Raw genomic sequence first — 13,675 nt, 5'->3', positions numbered from 1 at the left:
TCGAGCCACCGTTCGTCGTTCCTGCTCGAGTCCGCTTTCGGGCACAGCGGGGGAAGATGCGGCTCCGACGCTGATTCGACCCTCGAGGAGCGACCTTGCGACGGACGGCAGAACCGACTTTCTCGCCCTCGGCCTTCGGTCGGGTATTCCATGGCCGCTCGAGACCGGGACGCGAAGGCGGACGGCGCCGGAGACGGGGGCGAAACGTGGCTCGGACTCCGCCCGGCGGCGAAGCCGCTGGTGCTCGCCGGCGTCGTGCTCGGACTCGGGTTCGGCGGCTTCTTCGACGGCATCGTCTTCCACCAGATCCTGCAGGTGCACCACATGCTGTCGTCGTATCCCGACCAGGGCGTCGCGACCGACCTCCGCCTCAACGTGCTCGCCGACGGCCTCTTCCACCTCATGACGTACACGTTCACCGTCATCGGCGTCGTCCTCCTCTTTCGCGCCTGGCGTCACCCTCGAGTCCCCTCGGCGGGCCGGACGCTGTTCGGCTCCGTGACCATGGGCTGGGGGCTGTTCAACCTCGTCGAGGGCCTCGTCGACCACCAACTCCTCGGCGTCCACCACGTCTGGCCCGCCGGCCCCGGGAGCGTCCTGCTGTGGGACCTCCTCTATCTGCTCTGGGGCGCGCTCTTCCTCGCCGGCGGCTACCTCGTGGTGCGGACCGACGACCGGGCGAAGCCGACGTACGCGGGGGAGGGCGAAGGCGAGCCCGCTCGAGCCGACTGATCGCCTTCGCTCGCGCTTCCCTCGAGATCGACTCAGGTTCGATGCGTATCAGTCGGGGATGGCAGTTATCCTCTTTGAGTCAGATGATAGTTAGCGGATCGAGTGCTGGTACAAACACGGTGAAAGCCCCCGGCCGTTGAGTGGAAGCGAAGCTTCCGCGATGCTCGGAAGGGCTTCGCCCTTCCGTTGGCTCGAGTCGCGTGAGTGCGTGCGCTCCTCGGCCTCCGGCCTGCGGTGCTAGCGGCCCCCACGCGACTCGACCCGACCGGCCCCTTTCAGTCCCACCCGAGCCTCACCCACCCCAGCCGACTCGTTCGCTCGCACGCTCGCTCCTTCGCCCCTCGCGCAGCATCGGCGACGCACCCTCGCAGTGCTCGGGCGCGTCGCCAGCGCGCGCCAGCGGCCTACGGCCGGGAGCGCGGTCCGCGCCAAAACGCGGGCCGTTCGACCCAACGGAAGACGCTTCGCGTCTTCCGAGCACTGGGAACGGTCAGCGTTCGCTCAACGTGGAAAGGGAGGCCTCCCTGGTGGACCGAAAGGGCGGTGAGGGCTTTCGAAGTGTACCCGTGACTCGACACGTCGAGGAATCACCCACGAGTGGAACAGAAGCGGGATGAAGACGTCGCAGATGGATCGATCACGACCTCGAGCGGCGAGCTACCGCGAGGGAACGCCCGTGAGCAGTTGCGCCACGTCGAAAACGTTCCGCGTCTCGAGCAACAGCTCCGCCGCCTCCCTGATCGTGAAGTCGGCCTCGAGGTCGACGCCGTGGCAGCGGGCGTAGCACTCGAGCCAGGCGTTCATCGCCTCCCGGAGGGCCGAGAGTTCGGCCTCGGAGAAGCGGACCAGTCGGCCGCCGGTGCGACCCTCGACGTAGAGCCAGATCGCCGGACCGACGCCCTCGCGGAGGTAGGCCGCCGCGTCGTCGGGGCTCGCCGTCCCGGGGTCGAACGCCCCCCGGTCGCGCTCGGCGCGGCGGGCGAGCGCGGCGATTCGGGGGCCGTATCGGTTCGTGCGGTGAGTGCCATGTCGGTTCATGCGGTCGTCGGGATACTCGAGGTGCGCGGTCGGCGTCACCCGCTGCGGTACTCGACGCCCTTGCCGCCGCGGGGGTGTTCCCACTCGGTGTCGGCGACGATGGCGCAGGTGCCGCACTCGACGCAGGGCTGGGTGTCGAGGCTGACCACCGTCTCCGTCGAGCCGTTGGTCTGCACATCCTCGGCGCGGTAGCAGCCGCCGCCGAAGTCCTCGGCGCTGACGGGGCAGGCGTAGACGGCCGCGCCGCTGGCTTCGAACGACTCGTCGCGGAGCTCGATGTGCGGGTTGCCCACGTCCGTGTCGTAGGTGAGGTCGCCGATCCGTTCCTCGAGGCTCGGCGGGTCGACCTCGTTCTCCCAGTAGACCGTTCGACCGCGCTCCTCGCCGATGATGGCGGGAAGGGTGACGTACCCCGTGCTGGTGTCGGGCAGCATCGACACCAGGAACGGCGAGTTGTACGCCCGCTTCAGGAGTCGATCCGCGATCGAGGTGCCGAGGGCGGCCCGGCCGACGGCCGACTCGAGGACGGTCTCGACGGCGTTCGTCACGACGTCGCGCTCGCCGACCGTGCGGGCGAGTTCGTACCGCTTCGGTCGGAGCTTTTCCATCGTCCCCGACTTCTCGAGCATACTGGCGTACCGCCGGCCCGCCGACTCGGGGTCGGCGTTGCCGCGGGTGACGACGAACGCGTCCGCGGCGAGGGCGCCGGCGGTGACGGCGTGGTTCATCCCCTTGATGATGGGGCCCTGGGCCTGCATCTGGCCGGCGGCGTCGCCGACGAGGACGAGCCGGTCGCGGTAGGGCTCGGGGTGGGCCACCTTCTTCGAGTCGGGAACGAGCTTCGCGGCGTACTCGCGCTCGCGGTAGTCGTCGCCGAGCCACTGGGCCATCATCGGGTGGGTGAGCAGCGCGTCGAGCAACTGGTGGGGTTCCGCCCGCTCCTCGACGAGGCTGTCGAGGTGGAAGACGGTCCCGATCGAGAGGCTCTGCTCGTTCGTGTAGAGGAACCCGCCGCCGCGGACGCCCTCGAAGAGGTCGCCCGAGAACAGGTGGGCGACCCCCTCGTCCTCGTCGACGTCGAACCGATCGGCGATCGTCTCGGAGTCCATCTCGACGACGGCCTTGACGCCCTGGAACCACTCCTCGGGCTCCGCCCAGTCCATCAACCCCGCGTCGCGGGCGAGTTCGGAGTTGACGCCGTCGGCCGCGATCACGACGTCGGCCGTGATCGGATCCAGTTCGTCGCAGGTGACCCCGACGATCCGGCCGTTCTGCCTGAGCAGGCCGTTCACCCGGACGTTCGTGAGCACGCCGCCGCCGGTCTCGGTCGTCCTCTCGTGGACGCGCTCCTCGAGCCAGGCGTCCATCGGCCGCCGGAGGACGGCGTCGCACCACTCGGTGTCGTGCTCGTGGAGGTCGGTGAGGTCGTAGGTCCTAATTTTGTTTCCGGCGACGTTGTGGATGTAGTAGTCGGTTACCGGCCGCTCGGAGGCCTCCTCGCGGAAATCGGGGAAGAGGTCGTCGATCGCGTACGGTGCGGACTCCTCGGCGTAGATGAGGCCCCCGGAGACGTTCTTCGAGCCCGCCTCCGTGCCGCGTTCCAGGACGAGCGTCTCGACGCCGTGGTCGGCCAGTCGGGCGGCCGCGGCCGCACCGCCGGGACCGCAGCCGACGACGATCGCCTCGTAGTGTTCGTAGCCCTCGGGCTCCTCGAGGCCCGCCCCGACGTCCCGACCGGCGGTCGATCCGGTCCCCGCCATCACTCGTCACCCCCGTCGGCGACGGCCTCGGCGCGACCGGGAATCTCCCCCGAGCGGACGGCCTCGGTCAGTTCGGGGAGCACCTCGAAGAGGTCGCCCTCGACGAAGTAGTCGCTGAAATCCCGGATTCGCGCGTCGGGGTCGGTGTTGATCGCGACGATGGTGTCCGACTCGTCCATGCCGACCTTGTGCTGGACGGCGCCCGAGACGCCGGCGGCGACGTAGAGCTTCGGCGCGACGACCTGCCCCGTCTCGCCGATCTGGCGCTCCTCGCGCGAGTAGCGCTCGACGTGGCCGTCGAACTGGTAGGAGGAGGTGACGATCCCCCGCGTAATGCCGAGGTCGGCGTCCTCGAAGGCGTCGACGAGTTCGAGGCCGAGTTCCATCCCGCGGGTCGGATCGTCGCCGATACCCCGTCCGAGGCAGACGATCACGTCGTGCCCGGTGAGGTCGACGCCCGCCTCGAGTCGATCCCACTCGGTGATCTCGACCGCGAACCAGTCGTCTTCGAGTTCCATGTCGTGTTCGACGACGAGCCCCTCGCGGTCGTAATCGGGCTCCATCGGATCGAAGCTCCCTGGGATCACCGAACAGCCCTGCGGGTGGAACTCCCGCCCGGGGTTGTCGAGACAGAGGATCGTCGAGTACTCGAAGCCGGAGAAGTCGGGCCGCTTCATGTGCAGGACCTTCTCGAAGGTCTTCTTCACGCCGGGTTCGCCCGTCTTGACTGGGTTCGAGACCTCCTCGGCCTCGATGAAGAGGTCCGAGCAGTCCGAAGCGAGCCCGGAGTCGAGTTCGGCCTGCACCTTCGCCGAGAGGTCCCGCCCGTTGTTCGTCGCCGGGAACAGGATGTACCGGGGCTTGTCGTAGTCCCGCCAGTCGGTGCTCTCGACGGTTCCCTCGCCGCGGGCCATGTGCGCCGAAATCTCGGTGTAGGGCTTGTGCAGGAACCGCTCGAGCCGGGGGTCGTCGTGGTAAACCGCGGCGTCGGCCCCGTAGGCGATGCACTCCTCGGCGAGCCCCTCGCAATCGTCGCCCATCAGGAACGCGACGACGCGCTCCTCCTCGCCGTACTCCCCGGCGTAGTCGTCCATCAGCTCCCGAGCCTTGCCGAGCATCTCGAGGGAGACGTCGAGCAACTCGCCGCCCTGGGTCTCGCAGAAGACCCACATGTCGCCGTACTCGCCGCCCTGGAGGCCACGGACGTGCTTCTTGTCGCGGGTGGGGTGGGAGAGTCCGTCGTCCTCCTCGGCTTCCACGTCTCCTACGTCCGATTCGGCCTCCTCATCCTCCTCGGCTTCCGCTTCGCCTTCGGCCTCCTCGCCGACGTCCTCCGTCGTCTCCTCGTACTCGCCTTCCGTCTCGTCCGCCTCGGCGTCAGGGGCGTCGTCCGTGCCCGACTCGGCGTCGGCCTCCGGCACCTCGCCCCCGATCGCCTCGAGGCGCTCGCGAATCGTCTCTCGAGCCGTCGCCCGATCCTGACCCGTCCGTTCGGCCTCGAGGATCCGCTGGAGTTCCGCCCCGTCGTCGACCGTCTCGAGTTCCTCGGTCAGTTCGTCCACCGTGTGCTCGTCCGGGTCGATGGTCGCCACGGTCAGTCACCCCCGGCTTCCGCGGTTCCCGCCGCGAACGGTCGCAGTTCCTCGAGCACGTCCCCCATTCCGTCGGCGTCGTCGGGGTCGACCATCGTCGCCTCCCGTTCCGAGGGGGCTTTCGGAATCGGATCGACGGAGGAGACGATCGTCGGCGAGCCGTCGAGTCCGATGTAGTCGGGGTCGAGGTTCATGTCCTCGTGATCCCACGTCGTCAGGTGCTCCTCGTGCTCGACCGCTCGCGCTCGCGTTTCCTCTCGAAGCCGCTTGTGCGTCAGCCGGTGGGAGGCCTTCCGATAGGTCGGCTCGAACTCCGGATCGGTGATCACGACGCAGGGCAGGGGCGCCTCGATCGTCTCGATCTCGTCCAGATCGCCCTCGACCAGCCGCTTCGCCCGGAGTTTCCCCTCCTCGGGGTCGATGACCAGCGAGAGGACGTGGGTGACGATGGGCCACTCGAGCGCCCAGGCCGTCTGCGGCCCCGTCTGACCCGTCTCGCCGTCGGCCGTCTTGAAGCCGGCGAAGACCAGATCGATCTCCGCCACTTCCTCCCGATACTTCTCGAGGGCCGCCGAGAGCGTGATCGCGGTCGCCCACGTGTCGGAGGCGGCGAGTTCGCGGTCCGAGAGCAGGTAGCTGTCGTCGGCGTAGACGGACCCCATCGCCTCCTCGAGGACGCTCGCGTAACTCGGCGGTCCCATACTCATCCCGCTGACGTGCCCGCCGTGGCGAACCTTCGTCTGGAGGGCGGCCTGCAGCGCGAACTCGTCGTTCGGGTTCATCACCGTCGGCGTCTTCCCCCGCTCGAGGTGGCCGTCCTCGTCGAACGAGACGGCCCCCTCGGAGAAGTCGGGGACGCCTTTCGTCAGCACGACCGAGCGCATGGCTCCCTCCGAGATGTGTTTCCATTTAGCATGTTCAATCGTCTCTATCGGTGATCCAGTTATTAAGAGTGGGGGGTGTTATTCACCAGCAGAGACGACGGTCTCGAGGGTTGTCACCGCTGAAAACGGCAGATATGGGGTGTTTTCGATCGGTCGTTCGACACGGATTCGCGCGACGTCTCGTTCGGATCCGTCGACGCAGCGCTCCGTGTGGACCGGTCGAACCCGTCGGTCGCCGCGCGGCGACCGTCGACGCGCCACCGAACGCGGCGTTCCGTCGATCAGGCGGTCGCGAGTACGGAGGTTACTCGAGGTCGCGCTCGGTCGTCTCCATCGAGATCTCGCCGCCGGCGCGGATCGAGCCGTCGACCTCGGCGCCGGGTCCCAACTCGAGGTCGTCACAGGAGAGGTCGCCGAGGACGCGGACGTTCTCGCCGAGGACGACGTCCCCGCTGCGGGTGGTCAGGTCGCCGTGGATGCGGGTGCCGGGGCCGACGGAGACGTCGCCGCGGGCGCGGAGGCTCCCGAAGACGTTGCAGTCGGCGCCGACGGCGATGGTCTCGGCGCGGACGTTGCCGTGGAGGCGGCAGTCGTCGCCGATCCGGGCGGGCGTCGAGACGCGCCAGGCGTCGTCGCTGACGGTCGCGTTCGCGGGGACGACCAGCGGTTCGGTCTCGATCTCCTCCTCTTCGTCGACGAGTTCGGAGATGAGCCGCTGGGCGGCGTCCTCCTCGCCGATGAGCAGGAGGTGTTTGAGGTAGACGAAGAGGAAGACGATCGTCGGCATGGGGTTGCGGATGACGATCCAGCCGTTAGCTTCGAATCCCTGTTCGATGTCGACGTCGTCGCCGATGTCGAGGTCGCCGGCGACTTTCAACTGTCCGCCGACGTGAACCCGCTCGCCGAGGTAGGCGTCCTGTCCGACCAGCACGTTGTCCGCGACGTCACACCACATGTCGAGGCGGCAGTCGCCCTCTGCCTCGATGGCCCCCCCGAATCGGGCGCCCTCGCCCGCCACCACGTTCCGACCGCGGACGCCGAACTCGACCGTCGCGCGGCCGCCGACGAGGACGTCCCCGCCGGTCACGAGGTCGTGTTCGCTTGCTTCCGTTCCGTCGGGAACGACGAGTTCGTCGAGCGGATCCCTGCTGAAGGCCACACCTGCCCAATACGACCCCCCGGTAATAAACTTCCCTCGACGGCCCGGTCGGGCGCCGCGACGAGATCGTCCGACGGGCGTCCGACAGGGCCGTCGCCGTCGTCGCCGTAGTCGCCTCCCTTTTACCGGTCCGGATCCAACGAGCGGCCATGACCACGCTCGCGTTCGACGATCACGGTGTCGACGTCGTGTACGAAGGCACCGAGTTCCGCCTCGAGAAGGACCTCATCGAGGAGGCGACGGAGAAGTCCTACTACGACGTGACCGACCACGAGGTGCTGAAGATCGTCGCCGAACAGCCCGACCTGCGGGGCGAACCGCGACGAATCGGCGACATCATCGACTGATCGCGGTCCGACTCGCTCGAACGACGTCGGCTGCGACCGTCACCCTTCGTTCGGATCGTAGCGCGTCGCCGCAGACTCGAACGAGAGTTCGTCGAGTTCCCTGTCCCGCCGCCCCTCGAGTTCGGCGATCGCCTCCGGATCCGGCGCGACGTCGTCGGTGATCCGGGCCCACGAGTCGTGGACCTTGGCGTGACACCACCGGCAGAGGTAGACCGTGATCTCGTGGGAGAGCGTCTCGCCATCCGCCGCGTACGAGAGGTGGTGTTCCTCGAGCAGCGGTCGCCCGCCTTCTCCCGCCAGGCGCTTCTCCTCGAGGCCGCAGCGGACGCACTCGCGGTCGTGATTACGGGAGCGGAAGTGGGGGCAGTCGGCCCACTCCCAGTCGGATTCTGGGTCGACGACCGGGCACTCGTACTCGTCGCGGGCGCGCTCGCGAGCGAACTCGGGGTCGTGGCCGTAGTGATCGAACGCGTACCGGCAGCGACCCTCCCCGGTGAGGTAGTCGCAGACGCCCGCGAACTCGTAGGGATCGTCGACCCCGACGGACGTCCCTCGCGGCGTCTTCTCCATCGGTCAGCGTTCACCCCCGGTGCGGCCGTTCATCCGTTCGAACTCGCGTAGGACGCGGGTCGATTTGAACCCTCTGACATCGGGGTTCGCGGCGCGCCCGGACCCCGACCGTCGCCCGCCGGCCCGACGGTCGCTATCGCTCGGCGGGAACCTTTTTGAAGGGAGCCGGCGCACTCGAGAGCGTGCGTCTCGTCCACGAGTCGGCCGACGGCGGCGACCCCAGCGTCCTCGCCACGACCGTCGACCTCGCCGACTCCCTGCTGGCCCAGACCCGCGGCCTGATGTTCCGCCGATCGATCCCCGACGACTACGCCCTCGCGTTCCGCTTCGATTCGCGCTCGGTTCGCGACGTCCACATGCTGTTCGTCCTCTTCCCGCTCGACGTCGTCTGGGTGGTCGACGGGGCCGTGACGCGCGTCGAGCGCATGCGCCCGTGGCGGGACGTCGCCCGCGCCGAGGCGGACCTGATCCTCGAACTTCCCGCCGGCGCCGCGGGCGACGTCGAGGAGGGCGATCGGGTCGTCCTCGAGTCGACGGACGAGTAGCCCCTTCAGAGAACGACCACGCGCCCGTCTTCGACCCGAACGTCGAGCAGGCTCCGCACGTCGACGGGCAGTTCGCCGTGGTCCGTGTCGACCCGTCGGAGCACGACGATGACGTCGACGAGGTCGACGCCGATCTCCTCGAGGCCGGCGCAGACGGCTCGAATCGTGCTCCCCGAGGAGAGGACGTCGTCGACGAGGACGACCCGGTCGTCCGCCTCGAGACCGTTTACGTGGAGGTCGCTCTCGCCGTAGGCCGTCTCCTGGTGGACGGCCACCTCGTCCGGGAAGCCGTAGGATCGCTTTCGAACCACGACGAACGGCACGTCGGTCTCGAGCGAGAGCGCCGTCGCGTGGTGGATCCCCATCGCCTCGGGGGCGACCAGGTAGTCGACCGCCTCGAGGTCGACCTCGTCCGCGATTCCGGCTGCGATCGCTCGCACCACCGATGGTTCGACCCGGGGGATACCGTCCGTGATCCCGTGGACGAAGTACTCGTAGCCGTCCCGGTCGACGACCGGCGCGTCGCGGATCGATCGCTCGATGACCTCGAGCGGGTTACCCATACCGGCGAGTCAACGATCAGGCGGATGTGCCTTTGGGTGGCGGTGTGCCGGCTCGCCGGCGGCCGTCGATCGAACCGACCGACGAGGTCGACCGTCGCCCGAACCGACGTCGAGCCCGTTCGGGCGCGGTCCGTCGACGTCGAAACCGCTCGAATCGGCGAGTTTAAGTCACCCCCCTTCGATAGGGCGACATACAATGGCACGAGATTCGCTCTCAACGCCAACCGCCGAGGATAGAGGAAGTCGGGGCGACCCGGCTGGGCGTGAAATTCGACGATAACGCCGATAGCACCGCGACTCAACCTTCGATACTCTTGCCTGTACACTCCCCAGATCGGACGATCCAGTCAGACCGTACCGTACGCCTGCTCGACACGACGCTGCGCGACGGCGAACAAGCACCGGGCGTCTCGCTCAGCCCCGACGAAAAAGTCGAAATCGCGCGCGCGCTCGAGCGGGCCGGCGTCTCGGCCATCGAGGCTGGATCCGCCTGCACGGGCGCGGGCGAGCGACGGGCCATCTCCCGGGTGACCGACCTCGATCTCGACGCCCGCGTGACGAGCTTCTGCCGCGGGATGCGGGTCGACGTCGACCTCGCGCTCGACTGCGACGTCGACGGCATCCACCTCGTCGTCCCCTCGAGCGACCGCCACGTCGAGGGCAAGGTCGGAACGACCCGCGAGGACAACCTCGAGACGACCGCGGAACTCGTCGAGTACGCCAAAGGACACGACCTCTGGGTCGAGGTCATCGGCGAGGACGGCTCCCGAGCCGACCTCGACTACCTCGAGCGCCTGGCCGAGACGTCCCTCGAGGCGGGGGCCGACCGGTTCTGCTTCGCCGACACGGTCGGCCACACGGGCCCGGAGCACACCGCCCGGGCGGTTTCGCGCCTCGCCGCGGTCGGACCCGTGAGCGCCCACACCCACGACGACCTCGGGCTGGGGGTCACGAACGCCCTCGCCGCGGTCGCCGCGGGCGCCGACCTCGTCCACTGCACCGTCAACGGCCTCGGCGAGCGCGCCGGCAACGTCGCGCTCGAGGAAGTCGCGATCGCCCTCGCCCACGTGTACGACGTCGAGACGCTCGAACTCGAGGAGCTCTACGACCTCGCCCAGATCGTCTCCCGGGCGACGGGCGTCCAGTTACCGCCGAATAAGGCGGTGATCGGCGAGAACGCGTTCACCCACGAGAGCGGCATCCACACCGACGGTACGCTCAAGGACGACAAGATGTACGAACCCTACGAGCCCGAGACCGTCGGCCGCGAGCGCCGCCTCGCCCTCGGCAAGCACACCGGCCGCGCGGGCGTCCGGGCGACGCTCGAGGAACACGGCGTCGAGGCGACCGAGGACGAGGTCGCCGAGATCGCAACCCGCGTCACCGAACTCGGCGACCGCGGCCGCCGGGTCACGGACGCCGACCTGCTCGCCGTCGCCGAGGACGTCACGGGCGACGACCGCGAGCGCGTCGTCGAACTGCTCGACCTCACCGCCACCAGCGGCGGCCCCGTCCCGACCGCGAGCGTCCGCCTCGACGTCGGCGGCGAGGAGCGCGTCGCCAGCGGTACCGGCTCCGGCCCCGTCGACGCGGCCGTCTCCGCCGTCCGCGAGGCGCTGGGCTCCGCCGCGGACGCCGAACTCGAGTCCTACCAGGTCGACGCCGTCACGGGTGGGACGGACGCCGTCGTCACCGTCGAGGTGACCATGGCCCGCGACGACCGCACCGTCACAGTCGCCCGCAGCGAGGCCGACATCACCCGCGCGAGCGTCGAGGCGATGGTCGACGCGCTCGACCGACTCCTCGAATCGGACCAGCGGGCGCTCGCACCCGCGGACGACTGATCCGTCGAATCGACGTCGACTCGATTTTCGCCCATATCACGCTCGCGAGCGGCCGCTCGGGTACTCAAAACGGTTTCCGACTGACGATTCCCTTCGGATCGAACGCGTAGACGCCCGCGAGGAACACCGCGAGCGCGACGACGAGCACCCGTACCGCGTCCGCGGCCGTCGTCGGGATGCCGACGTCCACCGTCGTCGCGATCACGCCCGCGACCGCGAGCCAGAGGCAGGCCGTGACGATCCGCTGGCGAAACTCCATACTCGAGCGTTCGGCTCGCGCGTAATGAATGCGCGGAGTTCGATCCGCGCGGACGCCTGACGCGAGCATTCATGTAGGTTGGCGAACAAGTAGTGGGCATGGCAAGCTACCTCCGTCTCGGCGGTGCCGCGCTGCTCACGATCGTGGCCCTCTGGATCGCCGTCGAAGTCGTCACCGCGATACTGGCGTTCGTCTCGTGGCTGATCGGCGCCCTCGTGACGCTGATCGCGCTCGCGATCCTGGCCGGGTTGGCCTACCTGCTGTTCAAGTGGCTCGCCGGCGGCGGCTCCGGCGGCTCCGGACCGAAGTCCCGCTCGCGATCCCGGGAACGGGAGCGCATCCTCGAGTGAGGCGACCCGAACTCCGATCGTCCCCGCTTTTCGCCGCGTCGAGTACTCGAGCCGTCGTTCAAGGCGACTCTCGGTCCTCGTTCGTTTTGCACTCGTTCCGACGCGAGTGCCGGCTCCCGCGTCGGTACTCGAGTACCGACCACCGCACTCCCTTCGTCGAGGTTGAGAACTGGTGAATCGTCGATCTTCGACGCAACGGCCGTTCGGACTCGGTCGACGAGAAGCGCGTGTTGCGGTCATCCCCCGGTCGAACTCGAGGGACGAGCGGTCCACTGGCGGTCGGTAGGTAGCGAGCTCACCGGCGAGCGAACGCGACGCGAGTAGCCGCCCCGACCGCGCGACACACGTATTTAATATAGCGTTATATGATTTATCGACCCACACCACGCGATCCTCGACGCCTCGAGTTCACGGCTGCTCGGCGTTGATCCGGCCGATCGTGGCACCTCCCGACCGGATTTCGGCCCAGGGCGCTCGAGGGCTGATCATGTTCGGGAGAACCGATTTCCACGTCGCGCCGCTTCCTTCGACAACAGGTGTTTAGGCGGCCCTAAATCCGCACTCGGTCGTCGCGGGACGCGACGGTCGCTTCACCGAGTCCAGACAGATGACGCACGAAATCGACCCCACGACGCCCCTCGGGAAGCTCGTCAGGGACCACCCCGAGTTCGCACCGATCTTCGAAGCGTTCGGCATCGACTACTGCTGCGGCGGGGACGACCCGCTCGAGCGGGCCTGCGCCGACGCGGACCTCGACGTTCGAACGGTCGTCGAGCGCCTCGAGAGCGCCCGATCCGACGACGGCGCCGGTACGGCGCACGACTCCCTCGCGGATCTCGTCGACGACATCGTCGAGTCCCACCACGACTTCCTCCGGGCGGAACTCCCCTCGCTCGAGCGCACGGTTCGGAAGGTCGCCCGCGTCCACGGGGACGCCCACCCCGAACTCGAGGAGATCGAGTCGACGTTCCTCGAGTTCGTCGACGAGGTCACCCACCACATCGAAGACGAGGAGGAGAACGTCTTCCCCGAACTCGAGGCTCTCGAAGCCGACGCGTCGCTCACCGACGCGGACGAGGTGCGGATCCGGGAGGCGATCGCCCACCTCGAGGACGAACACGACGCTGCCGCGTCACTCCTCGAGCGAATCCGGTCGCTGAGCGACGAGTACGCCGTACCGGACGACGCCTGCACCAGCTACCGGAACATGCTCGACCGACTGCAGCTGCTCGAGGAGGACATGCACGTGCACGTACACAAGGAGAACCACGTCCTGTTTCCGGACGCTCAGGAGCTGCTCGAGGAGAAGGCAGTGTCGACCCCGTAGGCGGGGTTCCACAACCGGTTTTTCGGGGGACGACCCCAGGGGGTTCGAGCCCCGAAACTAGTCAGTCCGCGCCGTCGGGTTCGAACTCCCCGCGCGCGAGTCCCCTGCGAACCGGGTCGTGTTCGGCGTCCGTCGGTGGCGGGGACGTGACCAGCAGGGCCTCGAGCGGCTCGTCCTCGTCGGCGCGGATCCCTCGGTCGGTGTTCGCCTCGACGGCGACCACGCTTCCCGGTTCGACCCGGTGGTCCGTCTCCCCCTCGCGAACGATTCCGGTTCCGCGCCGGACCGAGACGACGAGGTCGCTCCCCGGGGCGTGAACGGGGATGAACTGCCCCGGTTCGAAGTACCCGCAAACGGCTTTCGTTCGCTCGGTCCGGAAGACTTCGACCGCACTGAACCGATCCTCGTCGAACGTTCGCTCGGCGTCGAAGTGGGTCGCGGGCATGCTCGTCACACCCCCCGCTTTCCCGAGCGACTCGTCTTTCGACCGGACGTCCGTCGCCAGTTCGATCGTCCGTCGTCGGCCGCTGATCTCTCGGATTCCTCTGATTTAGGATCGCCTAAACTCATGCGAGTGGACGTTCCTCGAGCGTCGCCTTCCGTCCTCCCCCGAACGCGTTCGATAAACCGTATGATGCAATATGAAATCTCGCCGCGGTCACGAACGGGGTGACTCGAGTCGCTGTGCGTCGCTCATCGATTCGT

The 13,675-nt window shown here is 68.2% G+C and carries 15 protein-coding genes; 6 read left to right on the top strand and 9 right to left on the bottom strand.

Annotated features, from left to right (window positions below):
* Nucleotides 1-150: 150 nt before the first annotated feature.
* Nucleotides 151-732, top strand: a complete 582-nt coding sequence (locus RJT68_RS14095) for a DUF2243 domain-containing protein (RefSeq protein WP_407037193.1) — start codon at nucleotides 151-153, stop codon at nucleotides 730-732.
* 657 nt (nucleotides 733-1,389) lie between these two features.
* Here the strand turns inward: RJT68_RS14095 and RJT68_RS14090 are convergent.
* From RJT68_RS14090 to RJT68_RS14070, 5 genes are all read right to left on the bottom strand, one after another.
* On the bottom strand, nucleotides 1,390-1,770 hold the full coding sequence (locus RJT68_RS14090; RefSeq protein WP_407040376.1) for a hypothetical protein: 381 nt from the start codon (nucleotides 1,768-1,770) through the stop codon (nucleotides 1,390-1,392).
* Between the two features lie 35 nt (nucleotides 1,771-1,805).
* Nucleotides 1,806-3,530, bottom strand: coding sequence for an FAD-dependent oxidoreductase (locus RJT68_RS14085; RefSeq protein WP_407037192.1), 1,725 nt, complete (start codon nucleotides 3,528-3,530; stop codon nucleotides 1,806-1,808).
* Entirely contained in the window at nucleotides 3,530-5,122 is a 1,593-nt protein-coding gene (locus RJT68_RS14080; protein WP_407037191.1) for an electron transfer flavoprotein subunit alpha/FixB family protein, read from the bottom strand. Before RJT68_RS14080 ends, RJT68_RS14085 begins: the two co-directional genes overlap by 1 nt.
* Before the next feature lie 2 nt (nucleotides 5,123-5,124).
* Nucleotides 5,125-6,006, bottom strand: coding sequence for an electron transfer flavoprotein subunit beta/FixA family protein (locus RJT68_RS14075; RefSeq protein WP_407037190.1), 882 nt, complete (start codon nucleotides 6,004-6,006; stop codon nucleotides 5,125-5,127).
* A 304-nt stretch (nucleotides 6,007-6,310) separates the two neighbouring features.
* Nucleotides 6,311-7,165 carry a polymer-forming cytoskeletal protein gene (locus RJT68_RS14070; RefSeq protein WP_407037189.1) on the bottom strand — a complete coding sequence of 285 codons (855 nt, stop codon included), beginning with the start codon at nucleotides 7,163-7,165 and terminating at the stop codon, nucleotides 6,311-6,313.
* Between the two features lie 149 nt (nucleotides 7,166-7,314).
* Here RJT68_RS14070 and RJT68_RS14065 point away from each other — a divergent pair, with 149 nt between their 5' ends.
* Nucleotides 7,315-7,512, top strand: a complete 198-nt coding sequence (locus RJT68_RS14065) for a DUF5800 family protein (RefSeq protein ID WP_407037188.1) — start codon at nucleotides 7,315-7,317, stop codon at nucleotides 7,510-7,512.
* A gap of 39 nt (nucleotides 7,513-7,551) precedes the next feature.
* Here the strand turns inward: RJT68_RS14065 and RJT68_RS14060 are convergent, their stop codons facing one another.
* Nucleotides 7,552-8,082, bottom strand: a complete 531-nt coding sequence (locus tag RJT68_RS14060; protein WP_407037187.1) for a DUF7097 family protein — start codon at nucleotides 8,080-8,082, stop codon at nucleotides 7,552-7,554.
* A 182-nt stretch (nucleotides 8,083-8,264) separates the two neighbouring features.
* Here RJT68_RS14060 and RJT68_RS14055 point away from each other — a divergent pair, with 182 nt between their 5' ends.
* Nucleotides 8,265-8,627, top strand: coding sequence for a DUF192 domain-containing protein (locus RJT68_RS14055; RefSeq protein ID WP_407037186.1), 363 nt, complete (start codon nucleotides 8,265-8,267; stop codon nucleotides 8,625-8,627).
* 5 nt (nucleotides 8,628-8,632) lie between these two features.
* On the opposite strand, the gene hpt is transcribed toward RJT68_RS14055, so the two are convergent.
* Nucleotides 8,633-9,190, bottom strand: a complete 558-nt coding sequence (hpt, locus tag RJT68_RS14050) for a hypoxanthine/guanine phosphoribosyltransferase (RefSeq protein WP_407037185.1) — start codon at nucleotides 9,188-9,190, stop codon at nucleotides 8,633-8,635.
* 314 nt (nucleotides 9,191-9,504) lie between these two features.
* On the opposite strand from hpt, the gene RJT68_RS14045 reads away from it, so the two are divergent.
* Nucleotides 9,505-11,034 carry a 2-isopropylmalate synthase gene (locus RJT68_RS14045; protein ID WP_407037184.1) on the top strand — a complete coding sequence of 510 codons (1,530 nt, stop codon included), beginning with the start codon at nucleotides 9,505-9,507 and terminating at the stop codon, nucleotides 11,032-11,034.
* Between the two features lie 64 nt (nucleotides 11,035-11,098).
* Here RJT68_RS14045 and RJT68_RS14040 read toward each other — a convergent pair whose 3' ends face one another.
* Nucleotides 11,099-11,293, bottom strand: a complete 195-nt coding sequence (locus RJT68_RS14040) for a hypothetical protein (protein ID WP_407037183.1) — start codon at nucleotides 11,291-11,293, stop codon at nucleotides 11,099-11,101.
* 98 nt (nucleotides 11,294-11,391) lie between these two features.
* Here RJT68_RS14040 and RJT68_RS14035 point away from each other — a divergent pair, with 98 nt between their 5' ends.
* A complete protein-coding gene (locus RJT68_RS14035; protein ID WP_407037182.1) occupies nucleotides 11,392-11,643 on the top strand; it encodes a hypothetical protein in 252 nt (83 codons plus the stop codon).
* 607 nt (nucleotides 11,644-12,250) lie between these two features.
* Nucleotides 12,251-12,970, top strand: coding sequence for an iron-sulfur cluster repair di-iron protein (gene ric / locus RJT68_RS14030; RefSeq protein WP_407037181.1), 720 nt, complete (start codon nucleotides 12,251-12,253; stop codon nucleotides 12,968-12,970).
* Nucleotides 12,971-13,031: 61 nt separating this feature from the next.
* Here ric and RJT68_RS14025 read toward each other — a convergent pair whose 3' ends face one another.
* Nucleotides 13,032-13,415, bottom strand: coding sequence for a cupin domain-containing protein (locus tag RJT68_RS14025; RefSeq protein ID WP_407037180.1), 384 nt, complete (start codon nucleotides 13,413-13,415; stop codon nucleotides 13,032-13,034).
* Nucleotides 13,416-13,675 lie beyond the last annotated feature (260 nt).

Origin of the sequence: Halovalidus salilacus (assembly GCF_031852275.1) — an archaeon.
Taxonomy (GTDB): domain Archaea; phylum Halobacteriota; class Halobacteria; order Halobacteriales; family Natrialbaceae; genus Halovalidus; species Halovalidus salilacus.
This window is presented reverse-complemented; position numbering and strand designations above follow the sequence as displayed.